Below are 15,297 nucleotides of genomic sequence, written 5' to 3'. Positions count from 1 at the left end.
GGCTCGCCGCCGGGCGACGCTGATGGCCGTAAGTTCTGGGGCCGGGCGACAGGTAACAAGCAGGGTTGCCAAAGCTATGGCTTGGCAGGCCGCGCCACGACTGCTGGCGTGACCCCTTGCGACTACGCCCGTTCCTACCTAGTGCGCCTGATTGAAACGGATTAGGTCATGCGAGAGATCGACATGATGGGCGCGCGCGCGGCAGAGCAAGGCAGGGAAGAGAAAAGCCTTCCGACCGAATATCGCGGCTTTGTCGGACCCTTCGGACAAGTTGCAGTCAGCCTGATCTCGCGGCCCATTTCCCACCATCTGCATTTTAACTACACGTGGATGTTCAAGGTCCGGGGACCGGATGTCGAACTGGATACGCCAGTGGGGCCAAAGCTCATCCGCGACGACAATGTCCTGATCCTGAATCCGCGAGAGACCCATGCCAAGAGCCATCTGACCCGGATTCCGATGCTAGCGCTCTCAGCGCATGTCGATTCTGATTGGCTTGGCGGGGTCTACAAAGAAGCTGGAATCCGACTGGGACGGAAGTTCACCAATACCGAGGAACCATTGACCCAAGAGGTCAGGATCGCCGCCGCCCGCATCGTCGCGATGCTTCTGTGCTATTCCCCGACAGATGAGACACACCAAGTGGAATTGGTGCGCGATCTTTCGCTTGCGATGGGGCGGTCCTATCTGGGCGGCAGCGGGTCTGACAGGGCAAGCGACGGCTCGGCGATCGATTTCCGGGTGGCGCGTGCCCTTAGGCATATCGACGGCGAAAAGTCGTTCTCGAAAATAGGTATCGATAAGCAATTGGCGAATATGGAAGAACTCGGGCGCCAGGTCGGGCTTTCCCGATCCCGGTTCTTCGAGCGCTTCAGGGAATGTGTCGGAACCTCCCCAAGTCGATACATCGAAAGCGTCAAGATCGCCTACGCGATGAAGCTTCTGGTGGAATCCGACCTGCCGATCAAGCAGATCGCCGAGGAACTCGGCTTCAGTGAGCACACCCATTTCACCCGCTTCTTCGTTCGCCGCAGCGGTATGACACCAAGTCTTGTCCGAAGAAACCAGCTCGCTTCAGAGATATGATCGGGTTGGTTGCTGCAGCGGGCACGCCACTACATGAACCATGGCTGGCCGCCCGCAGGATCCCTGCGAATGGATGCCCCTATTGATGCCATAGCGACGCTGTCCTTTTTTGCGCAGCACCTCACGCCTTCTGCCCACTAACGAAAATCGTACGATCGGGTCACAGTTTTCCACGCCCGGACGCTCATATGAAGCGCAATCGCCCGGCTGTTTCGTGACGGGTCGGGTTTTTGCCGACGTTTGCCGCGCGCCACCGGTACGAGAATTCTGATCTACATAGGAGGAATGATCATGAAGATAAGGGCTTTGCGTTATCCACCAGGTCTCGATTTCCTGAGCTACGACGCGCTGCCATCCGGCGCCAATGCGGAATCTGTTCCGATCGAGGCCGAAGACGGAGGCAAGTCGCGCGGAGTGCTGTACTCGAAGGGCAAGGAGAAGACCGTGCTCTTCGTCATGCATCCCCGGGCCGATATGACGCGGCACTACATGGTGCCGGGTATCGTCGGGAACGGCTATGCATTCTTCGGCCAGATCTGCCGCTCTCCAGGCGACGACCTTTCGGCTACGACGATCCACGAGCATCTCCTGGCCGATGTTGCCGCCGGACTGAAATTCCTGCGTTCGCGCGGCTACGAAAACATCGTTCTGGTCGGCAACAGCGGCGGCGCATCGATGTTCGCGTTCTACCACAAGCAGGCCACCACGCAGCCTCCGGGTCGCCTGACCGCGACAGTTGCCGGCGACCCCTTCGATCTGAACAAGTTCGACATGCCGACGGCGGATGGATTTATCTTCCTCGGGCCGCACCTTGGTGCGGGGCTCTGGATGCGGGACGGGATCGATCCCTCGATCACGGACGAGGACGACCCGACCTCGTGTGACCCGGCCCTCGATCTCTACAGCCCCGAGAACGGCTTTCGCGAACCTCCGACGGCGAGCGAGTATTCTTCCGACTTCCTGATGCGGTACCGCGCTGCTCAGGATGCGCGCTCGTCACGCATCGACGCGCTGGCCTGGTCGATGATCCGCGCTGAGAGTGCGCGCGATGAATTGGCCGAGGCTACTGCCGGGCGCAACGATGCGGCCGGGTTGCTGGCCCGGCGCCAAGCGATCGCAGGGAAGGGTCAGCGGATAACCATCCACCGGCTGGACGCCAATCCGGAAAGCGTCGACAGAACGACAACGGAGCCCGGCCGCAGCTATGGCTCGCTTTTCGCGTACCGCCCCGACCTGCTAAACTATTCGATGCATACGTCGAAGATCATTGATCCACGCGCTTGGCTAAGCTCATGGTCGGCAGCCACATCGCGGGCAAGGCTGCTGGAAAACTTGCCGGCGGTGAAGACGCCGACGCTTGTGCTGGCATATCGGGGCGACAACACGGTGCATCCCGACAAGGTGAAACAGGTTTACGACCAATCGCCAGCGAAGGACAAGGACTTCAAACTCGTCAATGGCGACCATTTCGGCTTTTTCGACGGCCCTGAGGGTGAGGGCGGCCGTCCGGCTGCTAGGAAAGTCATCGTCGACTGGTTGCGTGGCCACTTTCCGGTCGCCTGATCGGCAAAGGGACCCGGCCGGACAGATACCGGCCGGGCCATCACAACCGGGCCACCGCCGTCTCGAGCGCCGAGGTCTTGAGGTCGTGCGGCGCTGGAAATCGGCGCATAAGGCCGCATAGCAAATAGACTAGCGCTTTGATGAGGGGCTCCAAATACTCTCTGCAATCGGTTGTCTGCTTCAGAGAGGGCAATACCTCACTACGAATAAGGAGGTACGTAGGCACCCGGGATCATGAGAACCTCGCGCGAGGTTCTCATGATGTGTTTTCGCATCATGTCCTCGGCCGCTGCAGCGTTCCTTGCCTTTATCGCATCGAGGATCGCTTGATGGTCGCGATTACCGCGCTCCATCACTTCCTCCGAGGCGTCGCGGGCGACGAGGTGGTTGAATTGATATCGAGTGGCCGAACGGATCGCTTTCGCCAACTCTACATTCCGGGCGATCCTAATAATCGCCAGGTGAAAATTTCGATTGGTCGATACCCTTGAGGCTATGTTTTCCGGAAGGGTCATCAAGTGTTGTTGGTGGATCGTTTCCAGTTCAGCGATGTCGATTGCTTCCGCTCGGCTGGCAGCAAGGCTGGCAGCGAAGCCTTCCAGACAGATTCTGACCTCCATGAAGCAGATGGCATCTTCCGGACGGCATTCGCGAACCGCCCAACCCTGCCTTCGTGGAACAATCAGTTCTTCAGCAGCCAGTCTTTGCAATCCCTCACGAACGGGCGTTCGGCTGACCATCAGCCGCTCACCAATTTCGTTCTCGACCAGCGGTTCGTTGGGACGCAGCACGCCACTCAGAATCTCCTCCCTGAGCCGTTCGTATACGGAGCCGCTCAAGAGGCTCTGGTTGCGTGCCATTCAGAGAGACTCCCAACGTTACCTTGACAAACCTTATGTGTATGCTTTCTTGTATGCAAGAATGTATTTGTCGTCTGGGAGGAGACCGGATGACTGCCCGCAGCACCCCGACCTTGGGAGAAAGCGAATGTCATTGAAGGCCGATGTACTAGAGAATTTGCATCACGAGAGCGGTGGTCCAAATGACCTGGCCGACTTGATCGATCTGATCGGGAGGTCCGATCTTGACAGAAAACTGTTCGATTACCTGAGGTCGATTTCCGGGTGCGAACATGTTTCGGCATTTTATTTCCCTAACGGGGGTTCACCTAAGAGCGTTCTAGCGGAAGGCGGGGAGGCAACGCCCCAGGCAAGACATTGCGCCCAGAAGTATGTTGATCTGTTCTGGCGACTTGATCCTGTCTTGCCATGCAGCAAGGCGGTGCCCAACGGAAAGCTACTTTTTGCTCAGACTTCGGCTACAGATGTAGCGAATAGTAAATACAAGAATGAGTGTTATACGAATGTAGGCGTTTCAAAACGCCTGTCTATAAACAACTTTCGTGAAAATGACCGTATTTCATTGAACCTGTACCGAAGAGAAGACGATGAATTCTCGGAATCGTCCCTCAATCATTTACGAGAAATATCAAGATTTATTTTTGCAATACTTCGTAGGCATATGTGGAAGGAGCCTGCTTCTGTAACCGCCCCGCCCGACTCCGAGGAGTATGCCCGGATGTTGAAGGAAAGGGCTCCCGGGTTGACCGATCGCGAACGAGAGGTGTGCGTACAGGTTCTTCGTGGGCTTACCTCCGAGGGCATAGCCCTGACGCTGGGAATAAGCATCAATACGGTGCTGACATACCGCAAACGCGCCTACAGTCGGCTGTGTATCGGCAGCCAGAACGAGCTCATGCGGCTTGTTGCCTTCGGGCCTCAGCTAGCCGCCTAACGCCTTGTATCGGTGCGCGAGGAACTGAGACGGATCATCGTCACTTGTGAAAGCGCTCGGCGTGCGGCGTCGGGGTTGTTCGGCGCGGCAAGTCGCCGGTGATTCCTGCAGCGAGCCTGAACAGCGCTCCGTCGGCCGATCCGTCCGATTCCTGCACCGTCACAATGCGACGACCGGATGGGGAGCCAGTGCGCGCGCTAGCCATGAGATTCACCCTGAATGGAAGGTGGCTCCCCAACTTTGCTACGCGCGCCCTGTCGCCGGTCTCGGGCTAATCAATCGACAAGGAAGCTGGAAGCCCCACCGACCAGTCGTGTGTCTCGTTCCAGATGGCGAGGAGCTTTGGTGCCTCCCTTGCGTGGCGAGCAATCTCATCGTGGTCAGTCAGGGTCTGGACGGCCAATTCAAGTCGGTGACCGGACGGGTCGAAGAAGTAGATCGAGCTCATGACCCCTTCATGGTCCGTAATCCCGACGACCTCGATGCCTTTCGCTTCAATGTCCTCTTTTGCCTTCCGAAGAACATTCATGCTCTCGACCTCGAATGCGAAGTGCTGGATCCAGCTAGGCATCTCCAGGTCTTTCATGTTTCCCGGATCTTTCGGGCACTCGAAGAACGCTATGTTGCTCCCGTCTTCCATTTGGAGGAAGATGTGAATGTGGGGACTGTACTTGCGCGTTGACGGGACGTGATCGTCGCCCATGACATGAGTAAACTTCAAGCCGAGGACCTCAGTATAGAACTTGACGGTCTCGGCCGCGTCACGACAACGATATGCCGCGTGATGTAGTTTCTTGCACAGCATTGCTATTCTCCTGTTCAGGCTTGACTCCTTGAAACGGGCGTAAGCCGTTGGGTCGAGTATCCGCAAATGCCTCATTCTGTCAGTCACATGTCGGGGTGACCTCGAACGTGCTGTAAGACGGATTGATACGGCATGCGCACGGGTTACCGTGACGCAGCGAGCCGATCCGGCTGATGTCCTTACTTCCTTTCCCGTCGGCAAGTTCGGCGTCAAGGCGGGGCCAGGCTCGACTAGGTCCATCTTCTTGGCCCGCGACAGTTCGAACTCACCACAGGCGGGTCGCACCCTGCATAGCGTGGTGCCGCCGGCGCGTTCACCTGTTGCAGCACTGCTCCCCGACTTCATCATAAGCCTGTCCCGGACAGTCGGGGAGGTTGCGCCCGTTCAACTCCAGAATGTCGAGGCCGCGGTGACGCTGCTGGCATCCTGCCTGGCGCAAGGCAGTACCGCACCAGCCAGTAGCGCAGCTTTGGCCCGCTGTTGCGCCAAGCTTGATTTCATCGGCGCAGACCTGGCCGACCCTACGCTGGCACCAGCACTGCTGATGCAGCGGTTTAGGATGTCGCGGGCGCATCTCTATCGGATGTTCGTCGAGGCTTCAAATCATTCGCATCGGCCGACGCCACCCTAGCCGGCATCGAAATGGTTCACATGATGCGTAAGCGGCAAGGACGCTTCGCCCTCAACCCGGCACCGACGATCAAGGAGCAATTTGAGGCAATCGCCGCCTGAAATCCGTCAGGCGAGAAGCGGCCCTTTGTCTGGAAGGAACGTTGCGACACAACCGAAATTTATGCCCGTGTTGCAGATGGGACTGGGAGCAACATTATGGTGACAAGAACCGCTTGGCCAATTCTTCCTTCGAGAGAGGCTTTGAAAACCAATAGCCTTGCAATTGATGACAACCGGCTTGACGGGCAAATTCCGCCTGGTACCGGTTCTCAATTCCCTCGACCGTCACAGGGATCCCGATAGCATTCACCAGATTGATAGTAGCGGCCAGCACTTCTGCAGCCTGGGCATCGTGCTCGATGTTGGCGACAAGAGACTTGTCCAATTTGACACGATCGAAGCTGAATTGACGCAAAGAACCGATACTCGCAAACCCGGAACCAAAATCGTCGAGAGCAACCTTAATTCCGAGCGCCTTGAGCTCGGAGATAGATCTTTTTGCCTGATCGGTGTTCGAAATAAGAACCCCCTCCGTGAGTTCGATTGTCAAGCGGTGCGGCTCAAACGCAAACTCATCGAGAGTGGCCTTTAGGCCTCCAGCGAAGTATCGATTACGGAGTTGCAGCGGTGAAACGTTGACAGCGATCTGCAACTCCGACCAGCGTGAGCCTTGTGCTATAGCTTCTTCCAGAATTTGGGATCCTAGCATCCCAATGAGACCGGCCCTCTCTGCGACGGGTATGAATACCTCCGGAGAGATTGGGCCAGCCTGACTGTTCCATCTCGCCAAGGCCTCTACGCCGCAAATATCCCCGCTGCATGCGTCGACGACGGGCTGGAACGCTACCTTGAGTTCGCGCCTATCCAGTGCCTCGATCAGCTGTCGCTCTAACTTCCCTTGTTCGGAAAGCTGGGCTTCCAAATCCGGGCTAAATACGACGGTTGTGTCACCTGACCCATGCTTGGCCTGATGCAGAGCCATTTCGGCCTGTTGCAACAAGTGGTGAAAACTTGCTCCTGCAAGCACGGCTTCGGCGACGCCAATACTGACACCGATCTCGATTTCGTGTCGTCCGATCGTGAATGGTTCTGCGAACACCTCACTGACCGCCGATAGCCAATGGGCGGCGTTTTCGGAGGCATTCGTCCACGCCACAATTGCAAACGCGTCACCGTCGAGCCGAGATATCGCTGATCCAAGTGGGAGATTTTTGGTTAAACGCGCGGCCACAGCTCGCAGCAGCTTATCGCCAACCTGTTGCCCCCAGAGGTCGTTGATGGCTTTGAACCCGTCGATGTCTACCAGGTACAAACCCATTCCCGCCGAACGTTGCCCATCGCGTATCGCGAGATGTTCGACGTATTCGGCAAGACCCGGTCGATTGAGTACGCCGGTCAAATGGTCGTGGAGAGAATTTTGTCTCGCGCGAGCCTCTTCCCTGGCGAGTGAGCGCACCGATAGCAAACCAATCATGCCAATGCCGATGATCAGCAAGAGCAGCACGGCAGCTGCTCCAAAAAGGAGCGGACGAACCCGTTCGTAGCTGAGTGTACCAGGTCGTTCTGAGGGAAGGCTAAGGAAGCCTACACTATTCCCCTCGACATCCTTTAACGGCGCCGCGATCGTGCCCTCCACCCGGCCATTGGTCAGCTGAAGACCGCGGAGGTTGAATTTTCGCGCTGTCTCGTTCAGAGCTTTGGAGTCTAAATACTTTCCGAATATCAGAACATAAGGATCTGGCGGCGAAATGCCTTGAAGGAAGGGCCGGATACGTGCGGCTCCGATTAGAGCGAGTCCATCCGCCGTTCCGATGAAAGCCGCATGGACGTCTCCTTGCAAACTATCAGGCGAGCGCGCCCGCTCCACAAGTCGAGCAAAGGAACTGTCGAAATACTCGCTAGGCCGCCCGTCCATTGGCTTTCCGTAGCGGTAGTGCAACAGGGACTTGTCGTCGGGTCCAATTACCAAGGCCATATCATAGAGTGGATAGTCGAGAGATGGGACGCCCCAGTTCTCGATAAGCCAGGCATTTCGGGTTGGCGACGCCAGTTGGCGATAAGCCTCGTCCCAGAATGCGTTGTCCCTGACAGTACCAGCCATCTGCGACCGCAATGATTCTAGCGCGGACTCCACTGCACCAGCTGCCCTGCTTTCATCGAGTTCATCGGCAGTACGCACAATGGAATAAATGGCGCTACTGACGAAGACTCCTAATGCAGCTGCTACGCCCAGTGAGAAAAGCACAGCAGTAACAATGATTGTTCTTTTTTTATGCCCCGAAAAACCGGGAGAAGAGGGAGGAGCGCCGCCCGCCATTGAAAAGCTCTCGAAAGGAACAGTCACTTCTTTGGGACAAATTTATCAGATCGCTTAAGTTGTCGCTCAATAAGAATTCACTAATTTCCCTCTTAAATTTGTCATCAAATCGAGTATTGGCGTAGGCCACGACGAACCGCTCGACCTTTATGCTTTCGCGGAACAGTTTGGCGTGCAAACGGCGATGAAGCTTGACCCGTCCATTCGGCCTGGCTCTAAGGTGCTTCGCCGAGATCAATCCGGGCGTCAGCTTTGATTTGGCCGCCGTGAGGGATGCCAACCTGAACGCATGCGCTATGTCCCAATGGTTGCATATGGCGACCTGCGCCGCTTCAGGAAGGAGCCGTCGCCTGGTTCGCCGATGATCTTGCCGTCCTGCATCATCACCTTGCCTCGCAGGAGGGTCATGACTGGCCAACCGGTTACCGTCATTCCTTCGTAAGGCGTATAGTCGGAGCCGTGATGCATAATCTCTTGGCGAATAGTTTCCTTACGATTGGGATCCCACAGGACGATGTCAGCATCGAAGCCTGGAGCGATTGAGCCCTTCTGCGGGTAGAGGCCGTAGATTCTAGCGTGATTGGTCGAGGTCAGCGCGACGAACTCATTTACGGTAATGCGGCCTTCCACGACGCCCTTGGAGTAGAGGATCGGCATACGAACCTCCACGCCCGGGATGCCGTTGGGAACCCATCGGAATGACGTCCGCGCCTTGTCATTTTTCTTCCCTTGGCTTCCATCGAAATAGTAGGGACAGTGGTCGGACGAGAAAGTCTGGAACACCCCCGTCCGGATGCCTTCCCAGATCGCCTTCCAGCTATCCTCGTCGCGCGGTGGTGGGGAGCACACATACTTGCCCCCGCTGTCATCCATATTGAGACCCTTGAGGTCGTTCGCCGTCAGCGCGACATACTGCGGGCACGTCTCCGCGAGAATTCTAAGGCCTTTGTGCTGCGCCCAGCGGACCTGCTCCATCGCTTCGCGACCGGAGACGTGAACCACCATGATTGGCACGTCAGTTAGTTCGGCATGGCTAATTGCGCGATGCGTCGCTTCGCGCTCCACCGATTGCGGCCGAGAGACCCCGTGATAGTAGGGTGCCGTTTTGCCGGCCTGCTCTAGTCGCTCAGTCATGAAGCGTATTGCGTCGTATCCTTCGCAGTGAACCATGACCAAGGCACCGCAAGTGCGAGCGCTTTCAAAGACCTCCAGCAGTTGGCGATCAGTGAGCACGAGATCGTCATAGGTCATGAAAACCTTAAAGGAGCTATAGCCGTCATCGACCAGCGAGGGCAGCTCTTGCCCGAGAACGCTGGGGGTGGGATCACTGACAATCAGATGAAAACCGTAGTCGGCGAGCGCATTGCCGTCGGCCTCCCGATGATATTCCATCACGCTCGCCCGCAGGCTGGCGCCGCGTGGCTGCAAGGCGAATGGCAATACCGTGGTATTGCCGCCGGCAATGGCGGAACGGGTTCCACTTTCGAAACCGTCGGCCATCTTCGTGCCTCCAGAGGAAGGTTGGGCAAGGTGTACATGGCTGTCTATGCCGCCAGGCATGACGAGAAGGCCGGATGCATCGATCTCTTTGGCTGCGCTTCCCAGCTTTTGTCCAACGGACACTATGCGACCAGCGCTGATGCCGACTTCCGCCCGTACGGTGTCAGCCGCGGTTACAACCGTTCCACCCCTGACGACCAGGTCAAATTCGTGCATAATTGCTCTTTCTGAAATGTGGTAACTTCCGCCTCGCCGGATACGGCGGCGTCAGATCATTACGTCCCCGCCATTGGGGGACAGCGTCTGGCCGACGTAGTTGGACCCCGCGTCAGACGCCAATAGGAGCGCCGTCGGGGCGATTTCGTCGACGAGACCGAACCGCCGGATCGGCAATTGGGCCATCTTCATCGCGCGCCATTCGTCGCTCAGACTCATGAGAAGTTCGGTCTCGATCGGTCCTGGAGCAATGGCATTCACCAGCACTCCATGCGGCGCGCCTTCGTAAGACAGTGCCCGCGTGAAGCCCACAACCCCGGCCTTGGCCGCGCAATAGTGTGCAAGACCAGGAGCGCCCTTGTAAGCCAGTTGAGAGGCGACATTGATAACACGTCCCCAGCGTCGTTCGAGCATGCCGCCGAAAAAGGAATGCGTGACGAGGAAGGTTCCCCGCAGATGTACGGCGAGCATTCGGTCGAAGGAGGCAACATCGAGATCCACGAACATACAGTCGCCGCCGATGCCAGCGCTATTGACGACAATGTCGACGTGACCAAGTCGTTCCGAAGCAAAGTTCGTTAAACGCTTCACCGAATTTTCGTCGGCAACGTCACATTCGATGCCATCGACAGGCAACCCCAACAAATGGGTCTTTTCCAAGAGTGCCGCAGAGCCCTTGACGTCACCATAGTGACAGAAAACGACCTTGGCGCCGCGTGCAGCAAAGAGCTCCACAATAGCGCCGCCAATCCCACGACTGCCACCGGTGACCACTGCGGTCTTTCCATCAAGCCTGAACGGGTCCTTCAATTACTTGTCCTTTCAAGATGTCCACTTGCGTGCGCCGAAAGCCACGCCGCATAGCTGCGGATGCCATCTTCAAGGCCGATGGCCGGCGCAAAGCCAAGATCTCGCTCGACGGCAGAAATATCGAACCGCCCCTGAACATCGTCGACCGGGTCCGAGCCCGGGCCGAGGTTGATCTCCGCGTTCGGCAGAACCCGGGCGACCATATCGCCGATCTCGCCGAGCGTGAGAAAGGTGCCCCCGGTAACCGTATAGGTACGGCGCGGCAGGCTGGGTTTGTCGAGTGCCGAGACCAATGCCCGCGCGGCATCATCGACGTGAATATATTGTCGCGGAAAGTTCCGACCGAAGGGCAGATGCGTGGGCCGGCTGGCAAGGGCATCTTCGATCATCGTTCGGATGGCACAATCGGTCGTCCGGCGTGGTCCGTAAACCCAGGAGATCCGTAGGCTCACTCCGTCTAGCCCGTATTGCTGTGCGTAGGTCGAGACCAATTGCTCGCCTGCGACCTTGCTTGCCCCGTACACGCTCGAGGGCCACAGCGCCACGTCTTCAGGCACGGGCTCTGGCGTTTGCCCGTTTTCGGATTCCGTGTTGCCGAATGCGCTGGTCGAAGAGCAAAAGACAAAACGCTGGACGGAATGGATACGCGCCAGCTCAAGAACGTTCGCCGTACCAACGACATTGACCTGTACCATGCCATTTGGATTTGCACGTTCGACCATCGGCCCAGAAAAACCACCGCAATGCACGATGCCGCCAATATCGCGGCCCACCACGACAGCGTGAAGGCGGTGTATATCGGTGATGTCGCAGACCGTAAGCGGCCTGCCGTCGCCGGTGACGTCGATCCTGTCGACGGCAATCACCTCTGTGCCCCTTTCTTCCAGAAGAGTGCGCACGGCGTTGCCAAGCAACCCTGCTCCGCCGGTAACAAGGACTGTCTTCTCTGCACCTCTCACCGCATTGCTCCTGTCAGCCTCTTCTCGCCCCGCTCGCGCTGTGCCTGGCTCTGTTCGATCGGCAGTTCGGCTTTCAGCAGCGTCTTGGTGTATTCCTCTTGCGGAGACGCAAAGATCGTCTCTGTCGGGCCATATTCCAGAATTTTGCCATGACGCATTACCGAAACGAAATGGGCCAGCGAGCGCACCGAATTCAGGTCGTGTGTGATAAAGAGCGCAGAGAGCCCCATCTCCGTCTGAAGCTCACGTACAAGGTCGATGATTTGAGCCCGTACCCGGATGTCGAGCGCCGTGGTCGGCTCGTCGAAGACCACGAAATCAGGGCGCGTCGCCAAGGCACGGGCAATACCAACGCGTTTTTGCTCGCCAGCAGTCAGTTCGTGCGGATAGGCATCCACCAGCCGCGCAGGCAGTTGAACCGCATCGAGTAATTCTCGAACCCGTTTGGCCTTGTCGACCGACCCCGTTGCAGACAGCAGCGCCAGCGGTTCGCCGATAAGGCTTGCGACAGGCCAGCGCGGATTGAGCGCGACATAAGGCTCTTGAAAGACCATCTGGATGCGCCGGCGATGCTGCCGAAACTCACGCTCGCTCATGCCGATCAGATCGTCGCCGTCGAAGGTGACACGGCCTGATGTCGTAGTCAGCAGACGTACAAGACACTGGCCGATAGTAGTCTTCCCCGACCCTGACTCACCCACGAGGGCAAGAGTCTCGCCGCGCGCCAGAGAGAACGATACGTCGTCAACCGCCCGCACGACCTCGTTGGTTCCGGGGATGGGGAAGTGCTTCACCAAATTAGCCACATCAAGCAAAGTGGCGCTCTTAACGCCAGTAGTTTGCTCCGGGGTTTTGCTGACGATGGGCGTTGGGCGTACTTTGGCTGCGTCGAGGAGTTCGCTGCTATAGACTTGCGTCGGGCCTGAGAGAAACTTGCCCACGGGTCCGATCTCGACGATACGGCCCTCGCGCATGATAGCCACCTTGTCGCAGAAATGGGCGACTATGCCGAGATCGTGCGTGATGACGATTGCGCCAAGCCCTAGCTCGCGGCAGCGGTTGACGAGCAGGTCGAGGACCTGAACTTGGATGGTAGCATCAAGCCCGAGTGTTGCGTCGTCGGCGAGTACGACCTGGGGAGACGTGATCATTGCCATAGCGATGACGACGCGCTGCGCCATGCCCCCGGAAAGTTCGTGCGGGTAGGCGCGGGCACGACGCTCCGGATTGACGATGCCCACTTTGCCGAGCATATCGACGGCTTCGCGCCACGCCGTCCGCTTCGAGCCACCGCGGTGGGCGCGCAGAACGCGCACAATCTGCGACCCGACGGTCTCAACCGGATCGAGCAGCGCTTTGGCGTTGGTGCCGATGAGTGCAAGCCGGCCGCCGCGAAGACGGCGCAATTCAGCGTCATCCATGCCGAGGATCGACTGGTTGTCTAGCAAAACGTCTCCAGCGGTGATGCGGCCGTTCTCGGACAAAAGGTTCATTAGTGCACGCGCCAGGACGGACTTGCCCGACCCGGTTTCGCCCACGATACCGAGAACCTCATTACGGCGGAGACCGAATGACACGTTATCTAGTGCAGGCCTGTCCGCTCCGTCGAACTGGACACTGAGATTCTGGACGACGAGCAACGGGGTTTCTTGATTGGCAGACATGGTTTTGGACATATCAGCGCCTCCGTGCTGTTGGGTCGGCGACCTCGCGGGCGGCATCACCAAGTAGGGCGAAACACAGCACGGCAAGGACGATTGCAAGTCCGGGAAACAGGGCAACCCACCACACGCCAAGGATCATCTGCTGCGCGCCGATGCTCACCATCAGTCCCCATTCGGGAGTCGGCATGCGCACGCCAGCGCCGACGAAGGAAAGCCCCGCTGTCAGCAGAATGGCCATGCCTATGGAAATAGAGATCTGGACGATCGCCGGCGTCATGGCGTTGGGCAGTATATGGCGGAACATGATCGATAAATCGGTCGCGCCGCTGCATCGGGCGGCACTGATGAAGGGGCGTTCGCGCAGCGAAAGCACCTCAGCCCGGATAAGCCGGGCGAACATTGGTATGAACAGGACCGCCAGGACGATGGCCACGTTCCAGATTTCCTGGCCCATGACCGAAACGAGGGCCATTCCCAGCACGAAGACCGGGAAGGACTGGATGAAATCGAACAGGCGCATCACCGTGGCGCTGAGCAGGCCACGGTAGTAACCAATCAGCAATCCGAGCGGTACGCCGATAACGAACGCGACGATGACCGCCGTAATCGAGATCAACAGGTTTATCCGCGTCGCGTAGACAATGCGCGAAAAAATATCCATGCCCGACACGTCCGTGCCAAGCCAATGTGCAACCGAAGGCGCCTCAAGCGAGACGAGCGGGTTTGCCTCGATCGGCGAATAGGGGACAATCCAAGGGGCGAAGATCACGGCGATAACCTGGAGAGCAAGGATCGTCAGTCCGATCACGGCGCTCGGCCTTTGCAGGAACCGCAACACAATACCGTTTTTTTTCATCACACTTTGATCCTTGGATCAGCGAGTTCGTAGAGAATATCCACGATTAGATAGACGACGAGGATGAAGGCAGCGGCCACAAGAACAAACCCCTGCAGTGCGGGGTAATCGCTGTTGATCACCGCCTGCACGGCGTATTGGCCGAGGCCACCCCAGGAGAAGATCGTCTCTACGAGAACAGCGGCGCCGAGCAAGAAGCCGAACAAGAAGCCGACAAGGGTGATGATCGGGGGCAAGCTGTTGCGCAAGGCGCTACGGACTATGGTGCGCTCCGAGAGGCCACAGGCGCGTTGATGTCGGATGAATTCGCTGCGATAGGCGTCCGCGAAAACGGTCTTCGTCATTTTCATGAGCGCTCCCGCATTGACGATGGCGAGCGTCAGTACCGGAAGCAGCAATCGACCCAATGCCGAGAAGAACGCGGCAAAATCTCCCGCCAGCAAACTGTCGATCGTGTAAAAGCCGGTCACCGTGGGCGGTGGTGTGACCATGGCGTCGACCCGCCCGAAAGGAGCGGGCGCCCAGCCGAGTACATAAAAGAAGAAGTAGATTAGCAATAAGCCGACCCAGAAGTCGGGTATGGCACCTGCCGCAAGTCCGTAAACGCGACTGCCGTAGTCAATGGGGCCTCGAGGGCGGACCACCGAAATCACCGCGAGCGTCACGCCGATCAGGATCGTGAGAAGCATGGCGTAGGTAATGAGTTCCAACGTGGCTGGCGCCCGCTCCAGAAGATCCACGGCTACCGGGTTCGAAGTGAAGGGCGAGACGCCGAGATCACCATGCAGGACGTTGCCTGCATATTGTATGAACTGATCGTAGAGACTGAGGTTGAGGCCCAGCTTTTCACGCAACGAGATGATCTGTTCTTCGGTCGCCATGTTGCCGAGCATCAAGAGCGCAGGATCTCCTGGAAGCAGCCGGACAAGCAAGAAGGTGACGAGCATCACGCCAAACATCTGTGGCACGATCATAACTAGACGACCCGCGATGATTCTGAGGGGGCGCGGAAGCACGCGCCAGTACTGGATGAGAGTCATTTTTCTCACGCTCGC

Annotated in this window: 12 protein-coding genes and 1 pseudogene; 4 read left to right on the top strand and 9 right to left on the bottom strand. The window is 57.8% G+C overall.

Annotation, left to right across the window (positions count from 1 at the left end):
* Nucleotides 1-168 precede the first annotated feature (168 nt).
* Both ASC75_RS07795 and ASC75_RS07790 read left to right on the top strand, forming a co-directional pair.
* Nucleotides 169-1,086, top strand: coding sequence for a helix-turn-helix transcriptional regulator (locus ASC75_RS07795; RefSeq protein WP_055972624.1), 918 nt, complete (start codon nucleotides 169-171; stop codon nucleotides 1,084-1,086).
* 285 nt (nucleotides 1,087-1,371) lie between these two features.
* Nucleotides 1,372-2,649: a hypothetical protein gene (locus ASC75_RS07790; RefSeq protein ID WP_055972622.1), complete on the top strand. Its 1,278-nt coding sequence runs from the start codon at nucleotides 1,372-1,374 to the stop codon at nucleotides 2,647-2,649.
* 200 nt (nucleotides 2,650-2,849) lie between these two features.
* Here ASC75_RS07790 and ASC75_RS07785 read toward each other — a convergent pair whose 3' ends face one another.
* Complete coding sequence (locus tag ASC75_RS07785) at nucleotides 2,850-3,509, bottom strand: GntR family transcriptional regulator (RefSeq protein ID WP_055972619.1); 660 nt, start codon at nucleotides 3,507-3,509, stop codon at nucleotides 2,850-2,852.
* A 127-nt stretch (nucleotides 3,510-3,636) separates the two neighbouring features.
* On the opposite strand from ASC75_RS07785, the gene ASC75_RS25350 reads away from it, so the two are divergent.
* Entirely contained in the window at nucleotides 3,637-4,443 is an 807-nt protein-coding gene (locus tag ASC75_RS25350) for a helix-turn-helix transcriptional regulator (RefSeq protein WP_162244909.1), read from the top strand.
* 271 nt (nucleotides 4,444-4,714) lie between these two features.
* Here ASC75_RS25350 and ASC75_RS07775 read toward each other — a convergent pair whose 3' ends face one another.
* On the bottom strand, nucleotides 4,715-5,248 hold the full coding sequence (locus tag ASC75_RS07775) for a VOC family protein (RefSeq protein ID WP_055972726.1): 534 nt from the start codon (nucleotides 5,246-5,248) through the stop codon (nucleotides 4,715-4,717).
* A gap of 594 nt (nucleotides 5,249-5,842) precedes the next feature.
* Between ASC75_RS07775 and ASC75_RS25345 the strand changes: the two are divergent.
* Nucleotides 5,843-5,980: pseudogene (locus ASC75_RS25345) on the top strand (IS6 family transposase); the annotation flags it as partial.
* A 94-nt stretch (nucleotides 5,981-6,074) separates the two neighbouring features.
* Here ASC75_RS25345 and ASC75_RS07770 read toward each other — a convergent pair.
* The 7 genes from ASC75_RS07770 to ASC75_RS07740 form a co-directional block, all read right to left on the bottom strand.
* Nucleotides 6,075-8,237, bottom strand: coding sequence for a bifunctional diguanylate cyclase/phosphodiesterase (locus tag ASC75_RS07770; RefSeq protein WP_082496455.1), 2,163 nt, complete (start codon nucleotides 8,235-8,237; stop codon nucleotides 6,075-6,077).
* Between the two features lie 294 nt (nucleotides 8,238-8,531).
* Complete coding sequence (hydA, locus tag ASC75_RS07765) at nucleotides 8,532-9,953, bottom strand: dihydropyrimidinase (RefSeq protein ID WP_055972610.1); 1,422 nt, start codon at nucleotides 9,951-9,953, stop codon at nucleotides 8,532-8,534.
* A 51-nt stretch (nucleotides 9,954-10,004) separates the two neighbouring features.
* Complete coding sequence (locus ASC75_RS07760; RefSeq protein WP_055972607.1) at nucleotides 10,005-10,763, bottom strand: 3-oxoacyl-ACP reductase family protein; 759 nt, start codon at nucleotides 10,761-10,763, stop codon at nucleotides 10,005-10,007.
* Nucleotides 10,760-11,722, bottom strand: coding sequence for an NAD(P)-dependent oxidoreductase (locus ASC75_RS07755; protein ID WP_055972603.1), 963 nt, complete (start codon nucleotides 11,720-11,722; stop codon nucleotides 10,760-10,762). The genes ASC75_RS07760 and ASC75_RS07755 overlap by 4 nt, the downstream gene beginning before the upstream one ends.
* Entirely contained in the window at nucleotides 11,719-13,398 is a 1,680-nt protein-coding gene (locus ASC75_RS07750; RefSeq protein ID WP_244487780.1) for an ABC transporter ATP-binding protein, read from the bottom strand. Before ASC75_RS07750 ends, ASC75_RS07755 begins: the two co-directional genes overlap by 4 nt.
* 1 nt (nucleotide 13,399) lies before the next feature.
* On the bottom strand, nucleotides 13,400-14,242 hold the full coding sequence (locus ASC75_RS07745) for an ABC transporter permease (RefSeq protein WP_055972720.1): 843 nt from the start codon (nucleotides 14,240-14,242) through the stop codon (nucleotides 13,400-13,402).
* Complete coding sequence (locus tag ASC75_RS07740; protein ID WP_055972600.1) at nucleotides 14,242-15,282, bottom strand: ABC transporter permease; 1,041 nt, start codon at nucleotides 15,280-15,282, stop codon at nucleotides 14,242-14,244. Before ASC75_RS07740 ends, ASC75_RS07745 begins: the two co-directional genes overlap by 1 nt.
* Nucleotides 15,283-15,297: the final 15 nt, after the last annotated feature.

The sequence above is a fragment of the Aminobacter sp. DSM 101952 genome, assembly GCF_001424795.1.
GTDB classification, from domain to species: Bacteria; Pseudomonadota; Alphaproteobacteria; order Rhizobiales; family Rhizobiaceae; genus Aminobacter; species Aminobacter aganoensis.
This window is presented reverse-complemented; position numbering and strand designations above follow the sequence as displayed.

Bases quoted from the DNA above. Each gene is read 5' to 3' on its own strand.
- ASC75_RS07795 (WP_055972624.1), top strand. From the start codon at position 169: ATGCGAGAGATCGACATGATGGGCGCGCGCGCGGCAGAGCAAGGCAGG.
- ASC75_RS07785 (WP_055972619.1), bottom strand. From the start codon at position 3,509: ATGGCACGCAACCAGAGCCTCTTGAGCGGCTCCGTATACGAACGGCTC.
- ASC75_RS07775 (WP_055972726.1), bottom strand. From the start codon at position 5,248: ATGCTGTGCAAGAAACTACATCACGCGGCATATCGTTGTCGTGACGCG.
- hydA (WP_055972610.1), bottom strand. From the start codon at position 9,953: ATGCACGAATTTGACCTGGTCGTCAGGGGTGGAACGGTTGTAACCGCG.
- ASC75_RS07790 (WP_055972622.1), top strand. From the start codon at position 1,372: ATGATCATGAAGATAAGGGCTTTGCGTTATCCACCAGGTCTCGATTTC.
- ASC75_RS07740 (WP_055972600.1), bottom strand. From the start codon at position 15,282: ATGACTCTCATCCAGTACTGGCGCGTGCTTCCGCGCCCCCTCAGAATC.
- ASC75_RS07745 (WP_055972720.1), bottom strand. From the start codon at position 14,242: ATGAAAAAAAACGGTATTGTGTTGCGGTTCCTGCAAAGGCCGAGCGCC.
- ASC75_RS07770 (WP_082496455.1), bottom strand. From the start codon at position 8,237: ATGGCGGGCGGCGCTCCTCCCTCTTCTCCCGGTTTTTCGGGGCATAAA.
- ASC75_RS25350 (WP_162244909.1), top strand. From the start codon at position 3,637: ATGTCATTGAAGGCCGATGTACTAGAGAATTTGCATCACGAGAGCGGT.
- ASC75_RS07750 (WP_244487780.1), bottom strand. From the start codon at position 13,398: ATGTCCAAAACCATGTCTGCCAATCAAGAAACCCCGTTGCTCGTCGTC.